Here is a 15,385-nt window from a genome sequence, read left to right as displayed (position 1 = left end):
TCTCATGCCTTTACCACCCCTTCTCTTAGCGTCTTGCTAAAACTTTTTTTTATCAAAAATTAATGTGGAAAAATTTACTAAAAATTATTTTAAAATAAATTACTACAATTCCTATAGACTTTATATATTTGTTTAATTAATAAGAATTGTAACGAGCTAATATTTTTCTGTCATGATATTAAATAAAGTAGAAAAAGCGAACATTGAACCAAGAATTACACTAATAGGAGCAGGTCCAGGCGACCCTGATCTGTTTAGTTTAAAAGGTATTAAAGCATTAAAAACAGCTGATGTTGTTTTGTACGATGCAAATGTGAACGAAGCTTTATTGTGTCATGCTCCAGATGGTATCCCAAAAGTGTATGTTGGAAAACGTACGGATGATGAAGACTTTTCGCAAGAGGCAGTGAACAAGTTAATTGTAGATTATGCCTTAAACTATGGTCACGTGGTTCGTTTAAAAAGCGGGGATCCTTTTTTCTTTGCTAAAGGATATGAGGAAATTGATGCTGCAGAATCTTATAGCATTCCAACAGAAATTATTCCTGGTATTTCGAGCGCAACAGGTGCTCCAAGCTTGCAGAAAATTCCAATGATTTATAAAGATTTAAGCGAAAGTTTTTGGGCGGTTACAGGCACAAATTCTAAAGGAGAAATTTCTGAAGATTTATATATTGCCGCAAAAACCAAGGCTACAATTGTTGTTTTAAATGGAATTGGAAAGGTAGCAGAAATTGCAGCTATTTTTCAAGGAGAAAATAAAGGTTTATTACCAGTTGCAGTAATTCAAAACGGTTCTTCGCCCGATGAAAAAATTGCTATAGGCATTGTAGATACCATTGCAGAAATTGTTGCAGATAAAAAAATAGATGCCCCTGCTTTATTGGTTTTTGGAGATGTGGTTTCATTGCATCCACAGTTTCAGCCCATCAGAGATTTCTACGAAGTTATTGCCAATGAGTATTAAGGTATAATCAAACTAATCTAAACCACATATTTGTTTTGTTGTTAAACCGCTGGCGAAAGTCTGGCGGTTTTTTTTTGCATATAATTTGAAACAGCACTTTGTTTATTAAGCCTGATTGAAATGTAAAGCCCACAGCGAAGCGAGGACTTGGAGTGGAAAGCAGGACAGGTTTGGCCAAGAATGCTGAACATTCACTTTCAAATAATTACAAATTCTTATGAAGATCTGGGTCGAATACTAACGGGTTCTCAGCCATCAAAATTAGAAGTTGCATCTAAACTTTTACTTTTTAAACCCAATTTTTAAGCTTAAGATAACAGCTAAAAATAAATTTTCCATTATTTGCAAACAACAAAACAATTAGTAACTTAACAGGGTTATCTACACCAAATATTTGATGGAAATTATACATGTTAGTGCCGAGTGTTACCCTGTTGCAAAAGTTGGCGGTTTAGCCGACGTGGTGGGGGCTTTACCGAAATACCAAAATAAGTTAGGCCACATTGCCAAAGTGGTTGTGCCTGCATACGATACCAAATTTATCCGCGAAAATGATTTCGAGGTAACTTACGATGCCTGGGCGAATTATGGCAACAATCATTTCCAGTTTCGGATATTAAAAGAAAAAACCAATAAGCTTGGTTTTGATTTGTACATCGTGCATATTCAAGGTTTAACAGATAGGCCAAATGTGTACGGCTACTTTGATGATACGGAAAGATTTATTGCCTTTCAAATTGCTTTATTAGATTGGATTGTACAATGGGAGCATCGCCCGGATGTAATTCACTGTCACGATCACCATACCGGCTTAATTCCGTTTATGGTAACAAACTCGGTTAAATATGCGGCCATAAGTAGTGTGCCAACTGTTTTAACCATACACAATGCACAATACCAAGGGCAATTTGGTTGGGATAAATTATATTATTTACCTGCATTTGATTTATGGAAATCGGGCTTGTTGGAGTGGGATAAAGATATAAATCCGCTAGCATCTGCAATTAAATGTGCTTGGCGAGTGACTACAGTTTCACCTAGTTATTTAGAAGAGATGATGAATAATGCCCGTGGATTAGAAAGTTTGTTAAGACAAGAGCGGCATAAATGTGTTGGTATTTTAAACGGAATTGATACTGAAGTCTGGAATCCGGAAACGGACCCAATGCTTGGAAAAAGTTACAATATTAAAACAGTTGAAGCAGGAAAATTAGCAAACAAAACAGCGCTTTGCAATGTTTTTCAACTAGATGCTTCAAAGCCATTATTTACTTTTATTGGTAGATTGGTTGATGAAAAAGGAGCAGATTTATTGCCTGATATTTTTTATACTGCATTACAACAACACGGCGATAATATCAATGTACTGGTTTTAGGTTCAGGAGATAATTGGGTTGAAGGAAGATTAAACCAGCTTAAGGATATTTTTGGTGGAAAATACAACGCTTATATTGGATACAATGAACAGGTTTCGCATGAAATGTATGCTGGCGCAGATTTTCTTTTAATGCCATCGAGGGTAGAACCTTGTGGGTTAAACCAACTCTACGCTTTAAGATATGGAACCGTACCTGTTGTACGAAGAATTGGTGGATTAAAAGATACGGTTGTTGACATTGGCGATAATGGATTTGGCGTTTGCCACGATCAAACCAGTATCTGGGATGTTACCCATGCCATTAATAGATCAATAGAACTATATAACGATAAAAAGAAATTTAAAGCGGTGAGAAAAACAATGATGAAAATAGATCATTCTTGGGATAGAGCAGCGCTAAATTATACAGAATTATACCAAATATTAAAATAAGCTTAAACGTATGACCGACAAAGTTTTAGGCGTTATCCTCGGCGGTGGCCAAGGCTCTAGATTATCGCCATTAACACAAACACGATCTAAACCTGCAGTTCCAATTGCTGGTAAATATCGCCTTGTAGACATCCCAATTTCTAACTGCCTAAATTCTGGCATACATAGGATGTTTGTGTTAACGCAGTTCAATTCAGCATCCCTAAATAAACACATTAAAAATACCTATCACTTTAGCCATTTTAGTACGGCTTTTGTTGATATTTTGGCCGCTGAGCAAACTGTGCAAAACTCGGGCTGGTTTCAAGGAACGGCCGATGCCGTAAGGCAGTGTATGCACCACATTGTTTCGCATGAGTTTGATTATATCTTAATTCTTTCAGGAGATCAATTGTATCAAATGGATTTTAAGGATATGATCGAAAAACACATCGAAGCAAATGCGGAAATTACCATTGCAACCATTCCGGTAACCGCGAAAGATGCAACTGATTTTGGTATTTTGAAAGCGGATGAAGAAAACATGATCACTTCTTTCATAGAAAAACCCAAAACCGGTTTAGAAGAGTGGATTTCTGATACGGGCGAAGAGATGCAAGGGGAAGGCCGTAATTACCTGGCATCAATGGGAATTTATGTTTTCAACAGAGAATATTTAATTAATATTTTAAATGAAAACGAAGAGGAAAAAGATTTTGGTAAGGAAATTTTGCCAAGAGCAATTACTTCGAGCCGTGTTTTAAGCTACCAATATGAAGGTTACTGGACAGATATCGGTAACATTTCGTCATTTTTCGAAGCCAACCTAGGTTTAACCGATGAATTGCCGAAATTTAATATGTTTGATAGCAATCATACTATTTTTACTCGTGCAAGGATGCTTCCACCATCTAAAATCTCGGGTACTACTTTAGAAAAAACAATTATTGCCGAAGGTTGTATAATTCAGGCCAGTAGGGTAGAACATGCCGTTTTGGGGATTCGCTCAAGAATTGGAAGACATACCGTAATTACCAATGCCTATATAATGGGTAGCGATCGTTATCAAACCTTAGATGAAATTCAATCTGAAACAGAGGCTGGTCATTCATTAATAGGCATTGGAGATCGCTGCTATATTAACAATGCCATAATCGATAAAAACTGCAGCATTGGCAACGATGTGAAAATTAATGGAGGTCCACATTTAGAAGATGGTGATTTTGAACTCTATGCAGTTAAAGATGGTATCGTTGTAATTAAAAAGGGAGCAGTTCTGCCAAGCGGAACGGTCATTTAAGATAATTATTATCATTAACTATTGGCCAGTCTGATTTTTTCAGACTGGCTTTTTTGTTTTTAATGGGTAAAATTCATAACCTATTTTTGCCGCATTTTAAAGGATGGAGATTTCGATAATTAGCCAGATTAACTGATTCAACATGGAGCGTTTTTAGAAAGTGAACGTTCAGCATTTTATTGCCGATTGAAGCCCTGCTTTTTGTTGCAATTTTTTTTAACTTCTGCATTCCGGAGCACGAGGAGTCTTTTTCATCGGTTGCAGATTCTTCGTTCCTCAGAATGGCAGCACATTTCAAGGTTGCTGCAAAAAAAAATTATTTCCACTTCAATCAGGCTTATTTAACAACAGCTTGTTTCATACACAAGACCTAATTCTCCTTAAAATGCTCATTCGCTCCAACATTTTTCCCATCAGCTTGTTAGATAATAAACACACAATTTGCTTATGGCTGATCAACACCTTTATCAAACAGGAATAATAGGAAACTGTGCTTTTTTGGCACATGTAAATAAAAATACAGATATATCATGGCTTTGCTGGCCTCGTTTCGATAGTCCATTTGTTTTTGGAAGTTTATTGGATAAAAAAAAAGGCGGGGAGTTTTCAATTTTGCCACAGGGAGAATATACTTCTACTCAATATTATATTGAAAACACCAACGTTTTAAGAACCGAAATTACCGCAGAAGACGGTCAGTACCGCATTACAGATTTTGCACCTCGCTTTCGCCTTTACGACCGTTATTTCAAGCCTTTAATGTTCATTCGTAAAATTGAGCCGTTAAAAGGAAACCCGCGGATAACCATTAAATGTGAACCCGTTTGTGATTATGGAAAAGGTAAAATGAAATCAAGTCGGGGCAGTAATCATATTGATTATTTGGGCTGTGATGAAAATATCCGGTTGAGCACCAATGTGTCGGTAACTTATATCCTTGATGAAAAGGCTTTTGTTTTAAATGAAACAAAATATCTCATCATGACTTATGGTCAAAATCTAGAGGCGCCTGTTGTTAGTACAGCAGAAAACTTTCTTCGTGATACGGTTGCTTACTGGCGTTTATGGATAAAACATTCATCCATCGCAGGTTTCTACCAGCCTTTTGTAATTCGTTCGGCCTTGGTTTTAAAAATCCATCAATATGAAGACACAGGTGCAATTATCGCTGCCAGCACAACCAGTTTGCCAGAATCGCCAGGCAGTACAAGAAATTGGGATTACCGATATTGTTGGTTACGAGATTCGCATTACGTACTGACTTCACTTAATCATATTGGTCATTTTGAGGAAATGGAAAAGTATTTCAATTATCTTTCTGATATTTCTCATGCAGAAGATACTCGCTATCAGCCATTATACGGCATTGCGGGCGAGCGAGAAATAACCGAACATACGCTTGATCATTTAGAAGGCTACAGAGGTGAACAGCCAATTAGAATTGGCAATCAAGCTTACGAACATATACAAAATGATATTTATGGACAGGTTTTAATTTCGATGTTGCCCCTTTACACCGACCATCGTTTTGTATTTTCGGAAAGAAGTGATTCGGTAAAATGGATTGAAAGTGTTTTGTCTAAAATTGAAAGAACGATTGATGAAAAAGACGCAGGTATTTGGGAGTTCAGAAACATTGCCAATGTACATTGCTACAGCAATCTGTTCCAATGGGCAGGTGCACAGGCAGCGCTAAAAATGGCAAAAACAATTGAAAACCAGGATTTCGAAGTTCGGGCACAGATTCTAATTGATAAAGCTGCAGCGCACATTGAAGCTTGTTATGATCCTGAAAGAAAAGTTTACACAAATGCTGTTGGAAGTCCGCATTTAGATGCAAGCACCCTACAGCTGATTATGATGAACTATCTAGATCCTGCATCAGATAGGGCAAAGGACCATTTAATTGCATTGGAAAAAGAATTGAAAACGGAAGATGGTTTATTCTATCGATACCTGCATGCAGATGATTTCGGTAAACCGAAAACTACGTTCTTAATATGTGCTTTCTGGTATGTTGAGGCTTTGGCTTGTGTCGGCAGAACCGACGAGGCAATTAAAGAATTCGAAAATATCATTAAATATTGTAATCATTTATTGCTTTTTAGTGAAGATGTTGATGCCAAGACTGGTAGTCAGTGGGGGAATTTTCCTCAAGCTTACAGTCATGTAGGGTTAATGAATGCCGCTTATCGAATTGCAATTAAATTGGATAGACCAATATTTTTGTAGTTGAAGATAAAATTTCTGGAAGTTTTTTCATTGAGCTTGTCGAAATGTTTTAAAAGGTTCTTCGACAAGCTCAGAATGACAAAACGACAAACTAATCTCTTTCTTATTGCCTTAGTTGGTGTTTCCACGAACCACTATTAGAACTATAGTTTATTGGTTCAAAGATTTCTCGGCTTCGCTCGAAATGACGGTTCTTTTGAATATAGATTGCCTTGGTTGGTGTTTCCACGAACCACTATTAAATGCGACAACTAATCTCTATCCACGAATTCTTCCTTAACTAAACTCCAGAGCAATTTTCTCACTTCTTTAAAATCATTTAAGTAATATTTTGCTTCAGAAATATTATTGCCAACTTTAATCGTAAATGCATTTTCTGGCAGGGCTTTGAAAATATCTTCATCTGTGTGGTCATCGCCTAGTGCAAGAATAAAATCTGGATGTTTATCGTAAAGCCAGTTTAATGCGGCTTTGCCTTTATTAACTTCCATATTTTTGAACTCGATAACTTTATTCCCTGGCATTAGCTGTAAACCTTTATCGGCAGCCAAAATCTTCATGTGACTTACAATTTCATTTGCCCTTAAGTCGCCTAGACCTTCTTCTGCCTTACGATAATGCCAAACAAGCGAATAACTTTTTTCTTCGATGAAAGAACCTGGGGTTCTGTCTGTGTAAGTTTCCAATTGAGACTTTATTTCCTGTTTCCATTGATCGGTAAGTAATGGAAGACAATTCCACTTTTCGCCTTGCGATTTTTGCCAGGCACCATGCTCTGCAATCAAATCTACTTTTAAATGTCCAAACCAGGCTTCCAGCGTTTCATGCCGTCTTCCGCTAATAATGACTACTTTGTTAGTCTTATCAATGGTTAGGTTTTCAATAAGATCGTATAATTCGTCATCGGGGGAAGCATCGTCTATATTACCGGTAAAATCTACGAGTGTTCCATCATAATCCAAAAAGAATACTCTGTCCTGTGTATGGGCATATTTAGCGGCAATAATTTCATTTACTGAATTTACTGCATGTTTTGTTAATAATGATTTTTGAGTATCCTTCACTTCGTTTAATCTTAAAATAAAATTATTTACCCAATGCTTAACATTGAATTTTTCAACTATTGTACGCATGGCAACCATGCGTCGTTTTTGTTCTTCTAGTGGCATTTTTAGCGCTAAAACGATAGCCTCCATAATGTCGCCCAGATTGTTTGGGTTCACAATTAAGGCGTCGGTCAATTCTTTTGATGCGCCAGCCATTTCGCTTAAAATGAGAACACCATCATCACCATTTCTACTCGCAATGTATTCTTTGCTTACCAGATTCATTCCGTCTCGCATAGGTGTAACCAAGCAAATATCCGCAGATGCATACAAGGCAGACAAGGTTTCAATTGGGAACGACCGATAAAAATAATTTACCGGAATCCAATCCATAGATCGGTAACGGGCATTTAAATTTCCTACAAATTGATCTATCTGATCTCTCAGCTCGCTATATTGCTGAACAGTATCACGAGAAGGAACCACAACCATAAACAACTCTATCTTTCCGATATATTCTGGATGCAGTTGTAAAAGTAATTCTAGTGCTTTTAAACGCTCTAAAATTCCTTTGCTATAATCTAAACGATCTATAGAAAGTATGATTTTCATATCATCTTTCCCGTTTCTAAAATTGGTAATTTCGTATTGCACTTCTTCCGATTCTGTTAATGAAGAGAATTTGTTAAAATCTATTCCCATAGGAAACGCTTCTACAACAATTTGCCTTTCATTACTACTTAAAATGTTAGATGAGGAATTTACAGGTAATAAACGGGTTGCTGTACTGATGAAATGCCGAACATCATCATAAGTATGAAAACCAATTAAATCTGCTCCTATAAGTCCATTAAGAACTTCTTCCCGCCAAGGGATTAAACGGAAAATTTCATAAGAGGGGAAGGGGATGTGCTGAAAAAAGCCTATGGTTGCAGTTGGTAATTTTTCTCTTAATATGCCTGGCAATAAAAGTAATTGATAGTCCTGAATCCAGATTTTATCCCTTCTGTTTAAAACCTGCATGGCACTTTTTGCAAATTTTTCATTTACCGATTTATAACAATCCCAGTAGTTTTGTTCGTAATGTGCGTAGGTAACGAGGTAGTGAAAAACGGGCCACAAAACCTCATTTGAAAAACCCTCGTAATATAAATTGATTTCTTCTTGGGTGAGGAAAACAGGGTATAGGTTGAGTTCGCCTAATTTCTGTATCACTTCCTCTTGTCGTTCTGCAGGAACATCTATTCCTGGCCAACCAACCCAGATTGAGTTGCCAGTTTTGTATACGTCTCCAAGTCCGGTTGCAAGTCCACCTTCGCTTGGAATAAAGCTGTACTCGTTGTTTTCTTCGATGATTTTAACGGGTAGTCGATTCGATATTATAACTGTCTTCATGCTTGTATTTGATGTATCCACATAAATAAAAGCCTTTTAAATAGGTTTTGTTTGGATTTTGTTTCAAAAGAAACATTAAAATGATTGTAAATGTAATTGTTAAATTGATAATGAATTAACTAAACATAATTAAACAACAGTGAAAAAGTTGTCTGCTCATTTGGTTTTGAAACGACTTCAATACTGCCACGGTGCATTTTCATAATGTTTCGACTAATTGTTAAACCAATTCCCGAACCGTTTTTTCGTGTGGTGTAAAACGGAACAAAGATTTTCTCCAAGTCTGCAGGTTCAATTCCTTTTCCGTTGTCGGTTACATCGATATAAAGTTTAGTGTTTTCCAGGCGATAACTTACCAAAATGTGTGGATTTCCTTTGTCTTCAACAGAATAAATGCTATTGGTTATTAGATTGATTAAAACTTGTTCAATTAATTTTAAATCAAGCTGAATAGTAATTTTGGACGAAGTTTGTTCAACATCCAGTACCACATTTTTAACCTTTGCGAAAGGTTGCATCAATACCTTAATGTGTTTAAGGATTTCGCCAATGGTATGCGATTCTAAATTTGGTGTTGGTAATTCTGCAATAAGTCGGTAATCCTTAACAAAATCTAATAAGCCTGAAGAACGGCGTTTAATGGTTTGCAAGGCTGTTTTCAAGTCTTCCATTTCATCCAAATCTAGATTTTCTTTATCAGTTACCATACTGTTTATCGTATCAGATAAAGAGCTTATAGGGGTGATAGAATTTAATATCTCATGAGAAATTACACCAATTAACCTGTTCCATGCCTCGGTTTCTTTCTGCTCAATTTCATCCTTAATGTTTTGGAAGCTGATGATGGTATAATTCTTTCCGTAAAGATTTAATGGAATTACTTCAGTGGATAACTGAATCAGTTTGTCTTGAATTTTTAACTCCAAAAAGCGCTTTCCTCCGGTAGAAATCTGGTCGACTTCATTGGCGAAATTTGGTAGGTGCTGTTGTAAACGGTGCCAATATTTATAAGCCGGAACGCCCAATAAATTCGATGCGGCCTGATTAAAAAAAGCGATTTCTTCGTTATCTTGAGCAGTTTTTGTATTGCTTACTACAATTACACCAACTGGCACTTGCTCCAAAATTGTTTTAATTAATTGGAACATTGCCTCTTGTTCCATCCTTATTTGTTTATGCACCTGAAGTATTTCTCCAAAAGATTCGTAAAGCTCTGGGAAGCTTCCTTTAGTGGCCTTATTTTTAAAATTTAAAGTATGATCTCTTGTTTTTACGGCTAAAATAAAGCGCTTAATATCCGAACGAATTTCGTTTATATAATAGTAGAGCGAAATAATCGAACCTAATAAAATCAAACTTACGCCAATAATCGTAAACCACAATTGGGTGTTTTTAATCAGGTAGAATAATAAGTAGCCCATCAAGTTAATGAAGACTAATCGGGATATTAAACGAAAAGTAAAGCGTTTGTAGAACATGTTTTTAAGCTAAAAGACTAAAGGTAAAAGACCAAAGCACAAAGACCAAAGAGAAATACAGCTTTAGTCTTTATGCTTTTCGCTTTCAGCTCAAATCCCAAATTTTTCAATTCTCCTATATAATGCTGCTCTAGTTAAACCCAACTCTGCGGCGGCTTTTGATATATTTCCCTTATGTTTGTCGATAGCTTTTTGAACCATCATTTTCTCCATGTCGCCTAATGCCATTTCATCGGGCATTGTAGTCGTTTGTGTAAATCGTTGCGGACTCAGTTGTAGGTCTTCATCAGTAATTTCTTTTCCGTCGCTCATAATTACAGCACGTTCCAAAACATGTTGTAATTCGCGAACATTTCCTGGCCATTTATAGTTCAATAAAACATCTTTTGCTTTTGAATTTAAACTTCGGATTTCTTTATGATATTTTGAACAGAAAACCTCCATAAAATGATTTGCCAAAAGTAAGATGTCTGCTCCCCGTTTTCGTAAAGGTGGCAATAAAAGTTCAACGGTATTGATGCGGAATAATAGATCCTGCCTAAAGGTATTCTTAACAACCATCTCATTCAAAGGCATATTGGTAGCTGTAATTAAGCGAACATTTATCTTGCGCTCCTTACTTTCACCCAAACGGGTTACTGTTCGGTTTTGAAGGACACTCAATAATTTTGCCTGCAAAGGCAATGTTAAATTTCCAATTTCATCTAAAAATATTGTTCCACCATCTGCCAGTTCAAATCGACCAGGCTTATCTTCCTTAGCATCTGTAAAAGCACCTTTTGCATAACCAAAAAGTTCGCTTTCGAAAAGATTTTCATTAAGCGAACCCAAATCTACATGCATAAATACCTGGTTTTTACGTTCTGAATTCCCGTGGATCTCATAAGCGAAAACCTGCTTGCCAGTTCCATTTTCTCCCAAAATCAAAATGCTTGCATCAGTTGGTGCTACTTTAAGCAATGTATTTTGAAGTTGTTTAATTCCATCGGCCTCGCCCACAATGTGCTCGAAACCTCGGGTCATATCTTTTTGTAAAGAGGTATGGATTTTCTCTAATTTCTTTACTTTTCTGGTTGATTCACGAAGTTTTGAAGCTGCAGAAATGGTGGCAAAAAGCTTTTCGTTTTCCCATGGTTTAAGAATGAAATCAACTGCACCCTTTTTTATGGCTTTAACCGCAAGTTCTACATTTCCAAAAGCTGTCATAAGTATAACAACATAATCTTTATCAATGGATAAGATATGCTCTAACCAGTATAATCCCTCCCGACCATCACTGGCCCCTTTTTGATAATTCATATCGAGCAAAATGATATCGACTTCGTTCTTACTCAAAAGAACATTAATCTCTTTTGGCGACTTACATGTGATTACTTGCTTAACCTGTTGTTTTAAAAACAGGCGGGCACTTAAAAGGATGTCGTCATCATCATCAATTATTAAAACTGTGGCATTTAACATAAACTTAAATTTTAAAAACCTCACCCTGTTAAAGGTAGAAGCATTTGTTTTTTTGTGCTGTCCTCTCCTTGAAGAGAGGGATTTAAGGGCAAAGTGGTTTGAACCTATTCATTGTATAAAGCTATAAAAACCTCACCCTGTTAAAGGTAGAGGCATTTGTTCTTGTACTGTCCCTCTCCTTACAGAGAGGGATTTAAGGGCAAAGTGGTTTGAACCAATTTTTGCATTGTATAAAGCTATAAAAACCTCACCCTGTTAAAGGTAGAAGCATTTGTTTTTTGTGCTGTCCCTCTCCTTGAAGAGAGGGATTTAAGGGCAAAGTGGTTTGAACCAAATTTTGCATTGTATAAAGCTATAAAAACCTCACCCTGTTAAAGATAGAAGCATTTGTCTTTTGTGCTGTCCCTATCCTTGAAGATAGGGAAATAACGGTTGAACCAAATTTTTAATCACTTTGCTTTTTTTGCGCTTTGCCCCCTCTCTTCAAGGAGAGGGGATTAAGGGGCGAGGTTTTTTATTTCTGCAAATATCCTCTAATCACATTCAAAACCATTTCCAGACTTTCATTTACTTCATCATTTGTAAATCTTAATACTTTTATTCCAAGTTCCTCTAATTCATAACTTCTGTTCTTATCATATTCTATGTTATCTACTTGATTATGAATTCCACCATCAATTTCAATAATTAATTTAGCCTCATGACAATAGAAATCTGCAATATATTTATGCAGTGGATGTTGTCTTCGAAATTTGAAACCTAGAATGTTTCTATTTCTTAGGCTTTGCCAAACTAATTCTTCGGTATCGGTTTGAGTTTTCCTCAATACCTTGGAAAATTCAAAGAGTTTATGGTTTGCTCCCTTAAAAAGATCATTTCCGTAGTTTTCCATATTTATTCACTTTTAAAAACCTCACCCTGTTAAAGGCAGAAGCATTTGTCTTTTGTGCTGTCCCTATCCTTTAAGATAGGGAAATAACGGTTGAACCAAATTTTTAATCACTTTGCTTTTTTTGCGCTTTGCCCCCTCTCTTCAAGGAGAGGGGATAAAGGGCTGAGGTTCTTTCTCCAAAAATAACTAAACTGTCCGCTCTCGCACATTCACTGTTCGGAAATGAACAGTGAAAATTTAACAAAAATTTTATAATATTGATAATCAGTTGTTTATCATTAAAATTCCTTTTGGCACAAGCTTGGTTAATATGGAAATCAAACAGTACAACCGAACAATGGACAAAAAGATAGAGAAGAAAAGATTTAGCACCAAAACCTTAATAATCATAGGCGGCGCAATTGCTTTTGTAGCAGTTGTAATTTATGGCTATACTTTATCCTTAAAGAAAACATACAGTGCCGATGCAGAAAAATTAACGATCAGTAAAGTTGAGTATGGCGATTTTGAAGATGTAGTTTTGCTAAATGCAAGTGTTGTTCCTTTAACCTCGGTAATTGTAAGTTCATCAGAAGGTGGTACTGTTGCCGAAATTTTTACCGAGAACGGTGCCTCTGTGGTAAAGGGAACACCTTTATTGAGGATTGCTAACTCTAACGCAATGTTGGGTTATACTTCGCAACAAACTGCTGCCACAGAGCAAATTAATCAACTACGCAAATCGAGATTGGATTTAGAACAAAATCAGAGAATTTTAAATCAAGATGTTTTGGATGTAGAAAATAATCTGCGTACCGCAACGAGACAATATCGTTTAGATAGCACTCTATTTACCAAAAAAGTAATTACTCAACAAGAATTTAATAAATCCAGTCAAGATTACGAGTATTATCAGGGAAAGTTGAAAATAGTTCGTCAGGCCATTAAGCAAGAAAATCAAAGTAGAAAAATGCAACTTGCTCAAATAGACCAATCGATGAGCCAAATGAACGAAAGCTTGGAAATGATTCGCAAAAATATCGAAAACATGACCATAAAGGCGCCAGTTTCAGGGAAGCTTTCCTCTTACGATCCGGTTACGGGCAAGTCATATAATTCAAATGAGATGATTGGAAAGATTGATGTTTTGCAAGGTTATAAATTGCAGGCTGGGGTTGATGAATATTATATAAATCGCGTAAAAGAAGGACAAACCTCAACCTGCGAATTCAATGGAAAAACTTATAATCTAACCGTTAGCAAAGTTATTCCAGAGGTTACTGCTGGTCAGTTTCAGGTTGAAATGGTTTTCAAAGGCCTTGCTCCAGATGGTTTACGTCGTGGATTATCGCTTCAAACAAAATTAACCTTATCTGATAACAGTAAATCGCTACTGCTTGCTCAAGGTCAGTTTTTCCAAAGTACAGGTGGTTCGTGGGTATTTGTGGTAAACAATGGTAAAGCAATCAAGAAAAACGTTAAAATCGGAAGAAAAAATTACCTTTTTTACGAAATATTAGATGGTTTACAAAAAGGCGATCAAGTAATCACCTCATCATACGACCAGTTTAATCAATACGACCAAGTAGACATAAATAAATAACATGAATAAATTTTTAATAACCACAGCTTTAGTTTGTTTCTCGCTTTTAGCGTATTCACAAAGCATTTTTAAAAAAGAATCCAATTGGATGGATACAAAAAATGGTGTGAGCTATGAAATGAATATTTACAGTAAAACGGCCAAGAATTCAGATGTGAATATGGCTAAGGCGAAATTTACGATAATTGGAGATTTATCTCAATTGGAGAAAATTGAACTGGTTCAGGATGGCAAGCCAAAATTTAAAATAGAATTGAAAACCGAGACTACTGAGATACCATTACAACCCGGTGTTTATAAATTTAAAATCTACCATAAAAAACTAGGTGAAAAGCATTTTGAAGTAGAACTAAAAAAGGCACAAACGAATAATATTAAACTTACTATCAAATAAATCGCTTCATGATAAAAATAGAAAACTTAGAAAAAGTTTATAAAACTGAAGAAGTAGAAACTACTGCGCTAAACGGAATTAATCTTTATGTTAAAGAAGGCGAATTCGTTTCCATCATGGGCCCATCAGGCTGTGGGAAATCTACCTTGCTGAACGTAATGGGTTTATTGGATAAGCCTGAAAGCGGAAGTTACAAGTTTATTGATACCGAACTTTTAACCTTAAACGACAGAGAACGTTCTAATTTCCGTAAAAGAAACATGGGATTTGTTTTCCAGAATTTTAACTTAATTGATGAGTTAACCGTTTTCGAAAATATAGAATTACCATTGATTTACAATAAAGTTCCAACAGGCGAGCGCAAGAAACTGGTTAACGAAATCATCGAAAGAATGAATATTGTAAACCGTAGTGGGCACTTTCCGCAACAACTTTCTGGGGGACAGCAACAGCGGGTTGCGGTTGCAAGGGCTTTGGTCACCAAACCGAAATTGGTTTTAGCCGATGAGCCTACAGGTAACCTGGATAGTTCTCACGGCAACGAAGTTATGGAATTGCTCTGCGAGTTGAACGAAACCGGAACCACAATCGTAATGGTTACGCACTCAAGCCACGACGCGAGTTTTTCAAACAGAATCATCAACCTTAAAGATGGTCATGTGATTTCTGAAAAGATAAATAAAAGCAGAAACGAGGAATTGATATAAGAAAGGTTTAAGAGGAAAGGTTTAGTTATAAGGCTAAAATACACTAACCTTTCTGCTTTCCATCCATCAACCTCAAAGAATAATTTTAGTTTAATGTTAAGCCTCCGAATCTTTCCGGATGGGAAGATTCGGTTAAGGCGCT

11 protein-coding genes are annotated in these 15,385 nt (G+C 36.3%); 7 read left to right on the top strand and 4 right to left on the bottom strand.

What is annotated here, in order from left to right:
• The first annotated feature begins 172 nt into the window (after positions 1-172).
• From cobA to DF947_RS11460, 4 genes are all read left to right on the top strand, one after another.
• Positions 173-967, top strand: a complete 795-nt coding sequence (gene cobA / locus DF947_RS11480; protein WP_109929902.1) for a uroporphyrinogen-III C-methyltransferase — start codon at positions 173-175, stop codon at positions 965-967.
• Positions 968-1,364: 397 nt separating this feature from the next.
• Positions 1,365-2,777, top strand: a complete 1,413-nt coding sequence (locus DF947_RS11475) for a glycogen synthase (RefSeq protein ID WP_109929900.1) — start codon at positions 1,365-1,367, stop codon at positions 2,775-2,777.
• Between the two features lie 10 nt (positions 2,778-2,787).
• Positions 2,788-4,056 carry a glucose-1-phosphate adenylyltransferase gene (locus tag DF947_RS11470; RefSeq protein WP_109929898.1) on the top strand — a complete coding sequence of 423 codons (1,269 nt, stop codon included), beginning with the start codon at positions 2,788-2,790 and terminating at the stop codon, positions 4,054-4,056.
• Between the two features lie 447 nt (positions 4,057-4,503).
• A complete protein-coding gene (locus DF947_RS11460) occupies positions 4,504-6,288 on the top strand; it encodes a glycoside hydrolase family 15 protein (RefSeq protein WP_109929895.1) in 1,785 nt (594 codons plus the stop codon).
• 251 nt (positions 6,289-6,539) lie between these two features.
• Here the strand turns inward: DF947_RS11460 and DF947_RS11455 are convergent, their stop codons facing one another.
• The 4 genes from DF947_RS11455 to DF947_RS11440 all read right to left on the bottom strand — a co-directional run bounded on the left by DF947_RS11455 (position 6,540) and on the right by DF947_RS11440 (position 12,560).
• The gene (locus DF947_RS11455; protein ID WP_167398014.1) at positions 6,540-8,729 is read right to left on the bottom strand and encodes a bifunctional alpha,alpha-trehalose-phosphate synthase (UDP-forming)/trehalose-phosphatase; all 2,190 of its coding nucleotides are present in this window, start codon (positions 8,727-8,729) and stop codon (positions 6,540-6,542) included.
• A gap of 119 nt (positions 8,730-8,848) precedes the next feature.
• Positions 8,849-10,150 carry a sensor histidine kinase gene (locus tag DF947_RS11450; protein WP_240615369.1) on the bottom strand — a complete coding sequence of 434 codons (1,302 nt, stop codon included), beginning with the start codon at positions 10,148-10,150 and terminating at the stop codon, positions 8,849-8,851.
• A gap of 147 nt (positions 10,151-10,297) precedes the next feature.
• Complete coding sequence (locus tag DF947_RS11445) at positions 10,298-11,668, bottom strand: sigma-54-dependent transcriptional regulator (RefSeq protein WP_109929890.1); 1,371 nt, start codon at positions 11,666-11,668, stop codon at positions 10,298-10,300.
• Positions 11,669-12,182: 514 nt separating this feature from the next.
• Positions 12,183-12,560: an endonuclease domain-containing protein gene (locus tag DF947_RS11440; protein ID WP_109929888.1), complete on the bottom strand. Its 378-nt coding sequence runs from the start codon at positions 12,558-12,560 to the stop codon at positions 12,183-12,185.
• 337 nt (positions 12,561-12,897) lie between these two features.
• Between DF947_RS11440 and DF947_RS11435 the strand changes: the two genes are divergently transcribed.
• The 3 genes from DF947_RS11435 to DF947_RS11425 are packed head-to-tail and all read left to right on the top strand — an operon-like array spanning position 12,898 to position 15,243.
• On the top strand, positions 12,898-14,142 hold the full coding sequence (locus DF947_RS11435; RefSeq protein ID WP_158526265.1) for an efflux RND transporter periplasmic adaptor subunit: 1,245 nt from the start codon (positions 12,898-12,900) through the stop codon (positions 14,140-14,142).
• A 1-nt stretch (position 14,143) separates the two neighbouring features.
• Entirely contained in the window at positions 14,144-14,536 is a 393-nt protein-coding gene (locus DF947_RS11430) for a hypothetical protein (protein WP_109929886.1), read from the top strand.
• An 8-nt stretch (positions 14,537-14,544) separates the two neighbouring features.
• Complete coding sequence (locus DF947_RS11425) at positions 14,545-15,243, top strand: ABC transporter ATP-binding protein (RefSeq protein ID WP_109929884.1); 699 nt, start codon at positions 14,545-14,547, stop codon at positions 15,241-15,243.
• The last annotated feature ends 142 nt before the right edge of the window (positions 15,244-15,385 follow it).

This window comes from Pedobacter paludis (assembly GCF_003173575.1).
In the GTDB taxonomy this organism is placed as follows: Bacteria; Bacteroidota; Bacteroidia; order Sphingobacteriales; family Sphingobacteriaceae; genus Pedobacter; species Pedobacter paludis.
Note: the sequence above shows the minus strand (reverse complement) of the source record. Positions and strands in the feature narration are given on the sequence as shown.

Bases quoted from the DNA above. Each gene is read 5' to 3' on its own strand.
- cobA (WP_109929902.1), top strand. From the start codon at position 173: ATGATATTAAATAAAGTAGAAAAAGCGAACATTGAACCAAGAATTACA.
- DF947_RS11475 (WP_109929900.1), top strand. From the start codon at position 1,365: ATGGAAATTATACATGTTAGTGCCGAGTGTTACCCTGTTGCAAAAGTT.
- DF947_RS11470 (WP_109929898.1), top strand. From the start codon at position 2,788: ATGACCGACAAAGTTTTAGGCGTTATCCTCGGCGGTGGCCAAGGCTCT.
- DF947_RS11460 (WP_109929895.1), top strand. From the start codon at position 4,504: ATGGCTGATCAACACCTTTATCAAACAGGAATAATAGGAAACTGTGCT.
- DF947_RS11455 (WP_167398014.1), bottom strand. From the start codon at position 8,729: ATGAAGACAGTTATAATATCGAATCGACTACCCGTTAAAATCATCGAA.
- DF947_RS11450 (WP_240615369.1), bottom strand. From the start codon at position 10,150: ATGGGCTACTTATTATTCTACCTGATTAAAAACACCCAATTGTGGTTT.
- DF947_RS11445 (WP_109929890.1), bottom strand. From the start codon at position 11,668: ATGTTAAATGCCACAGTTTTAATAATTGATGATGATGACGACATCCTT.
- DF947_RS11440 (WP_109929888.1), bottom strand. From the start codon at position 12,560: ATGGAAAACTACGGAAATGATCTTTTTAAGGGAGCAAACCATAAACTC.
- DF947_RS11435 (WP_158526265.1), top strand. From the start codon at position 12,898: ATGGACAAAAAGATAGAGAAGAAAAGATTTAGCACCAAAACCTTAATA.
- DF947_RS11430 (WP_109929886.1), top strand. From the start codon at position 14,144: ATGAATAAATTTTTAATAACCACAGCTTTAGTTTGTTTCTCGCTTTTA.
- DF947_RS11425 (WP_109929884.1), top strand. From the start codon at position 14,545: ATGATAAAAATAGAAAACTTAGAAAAAGTTTATAAAACTGAAGAAGTA.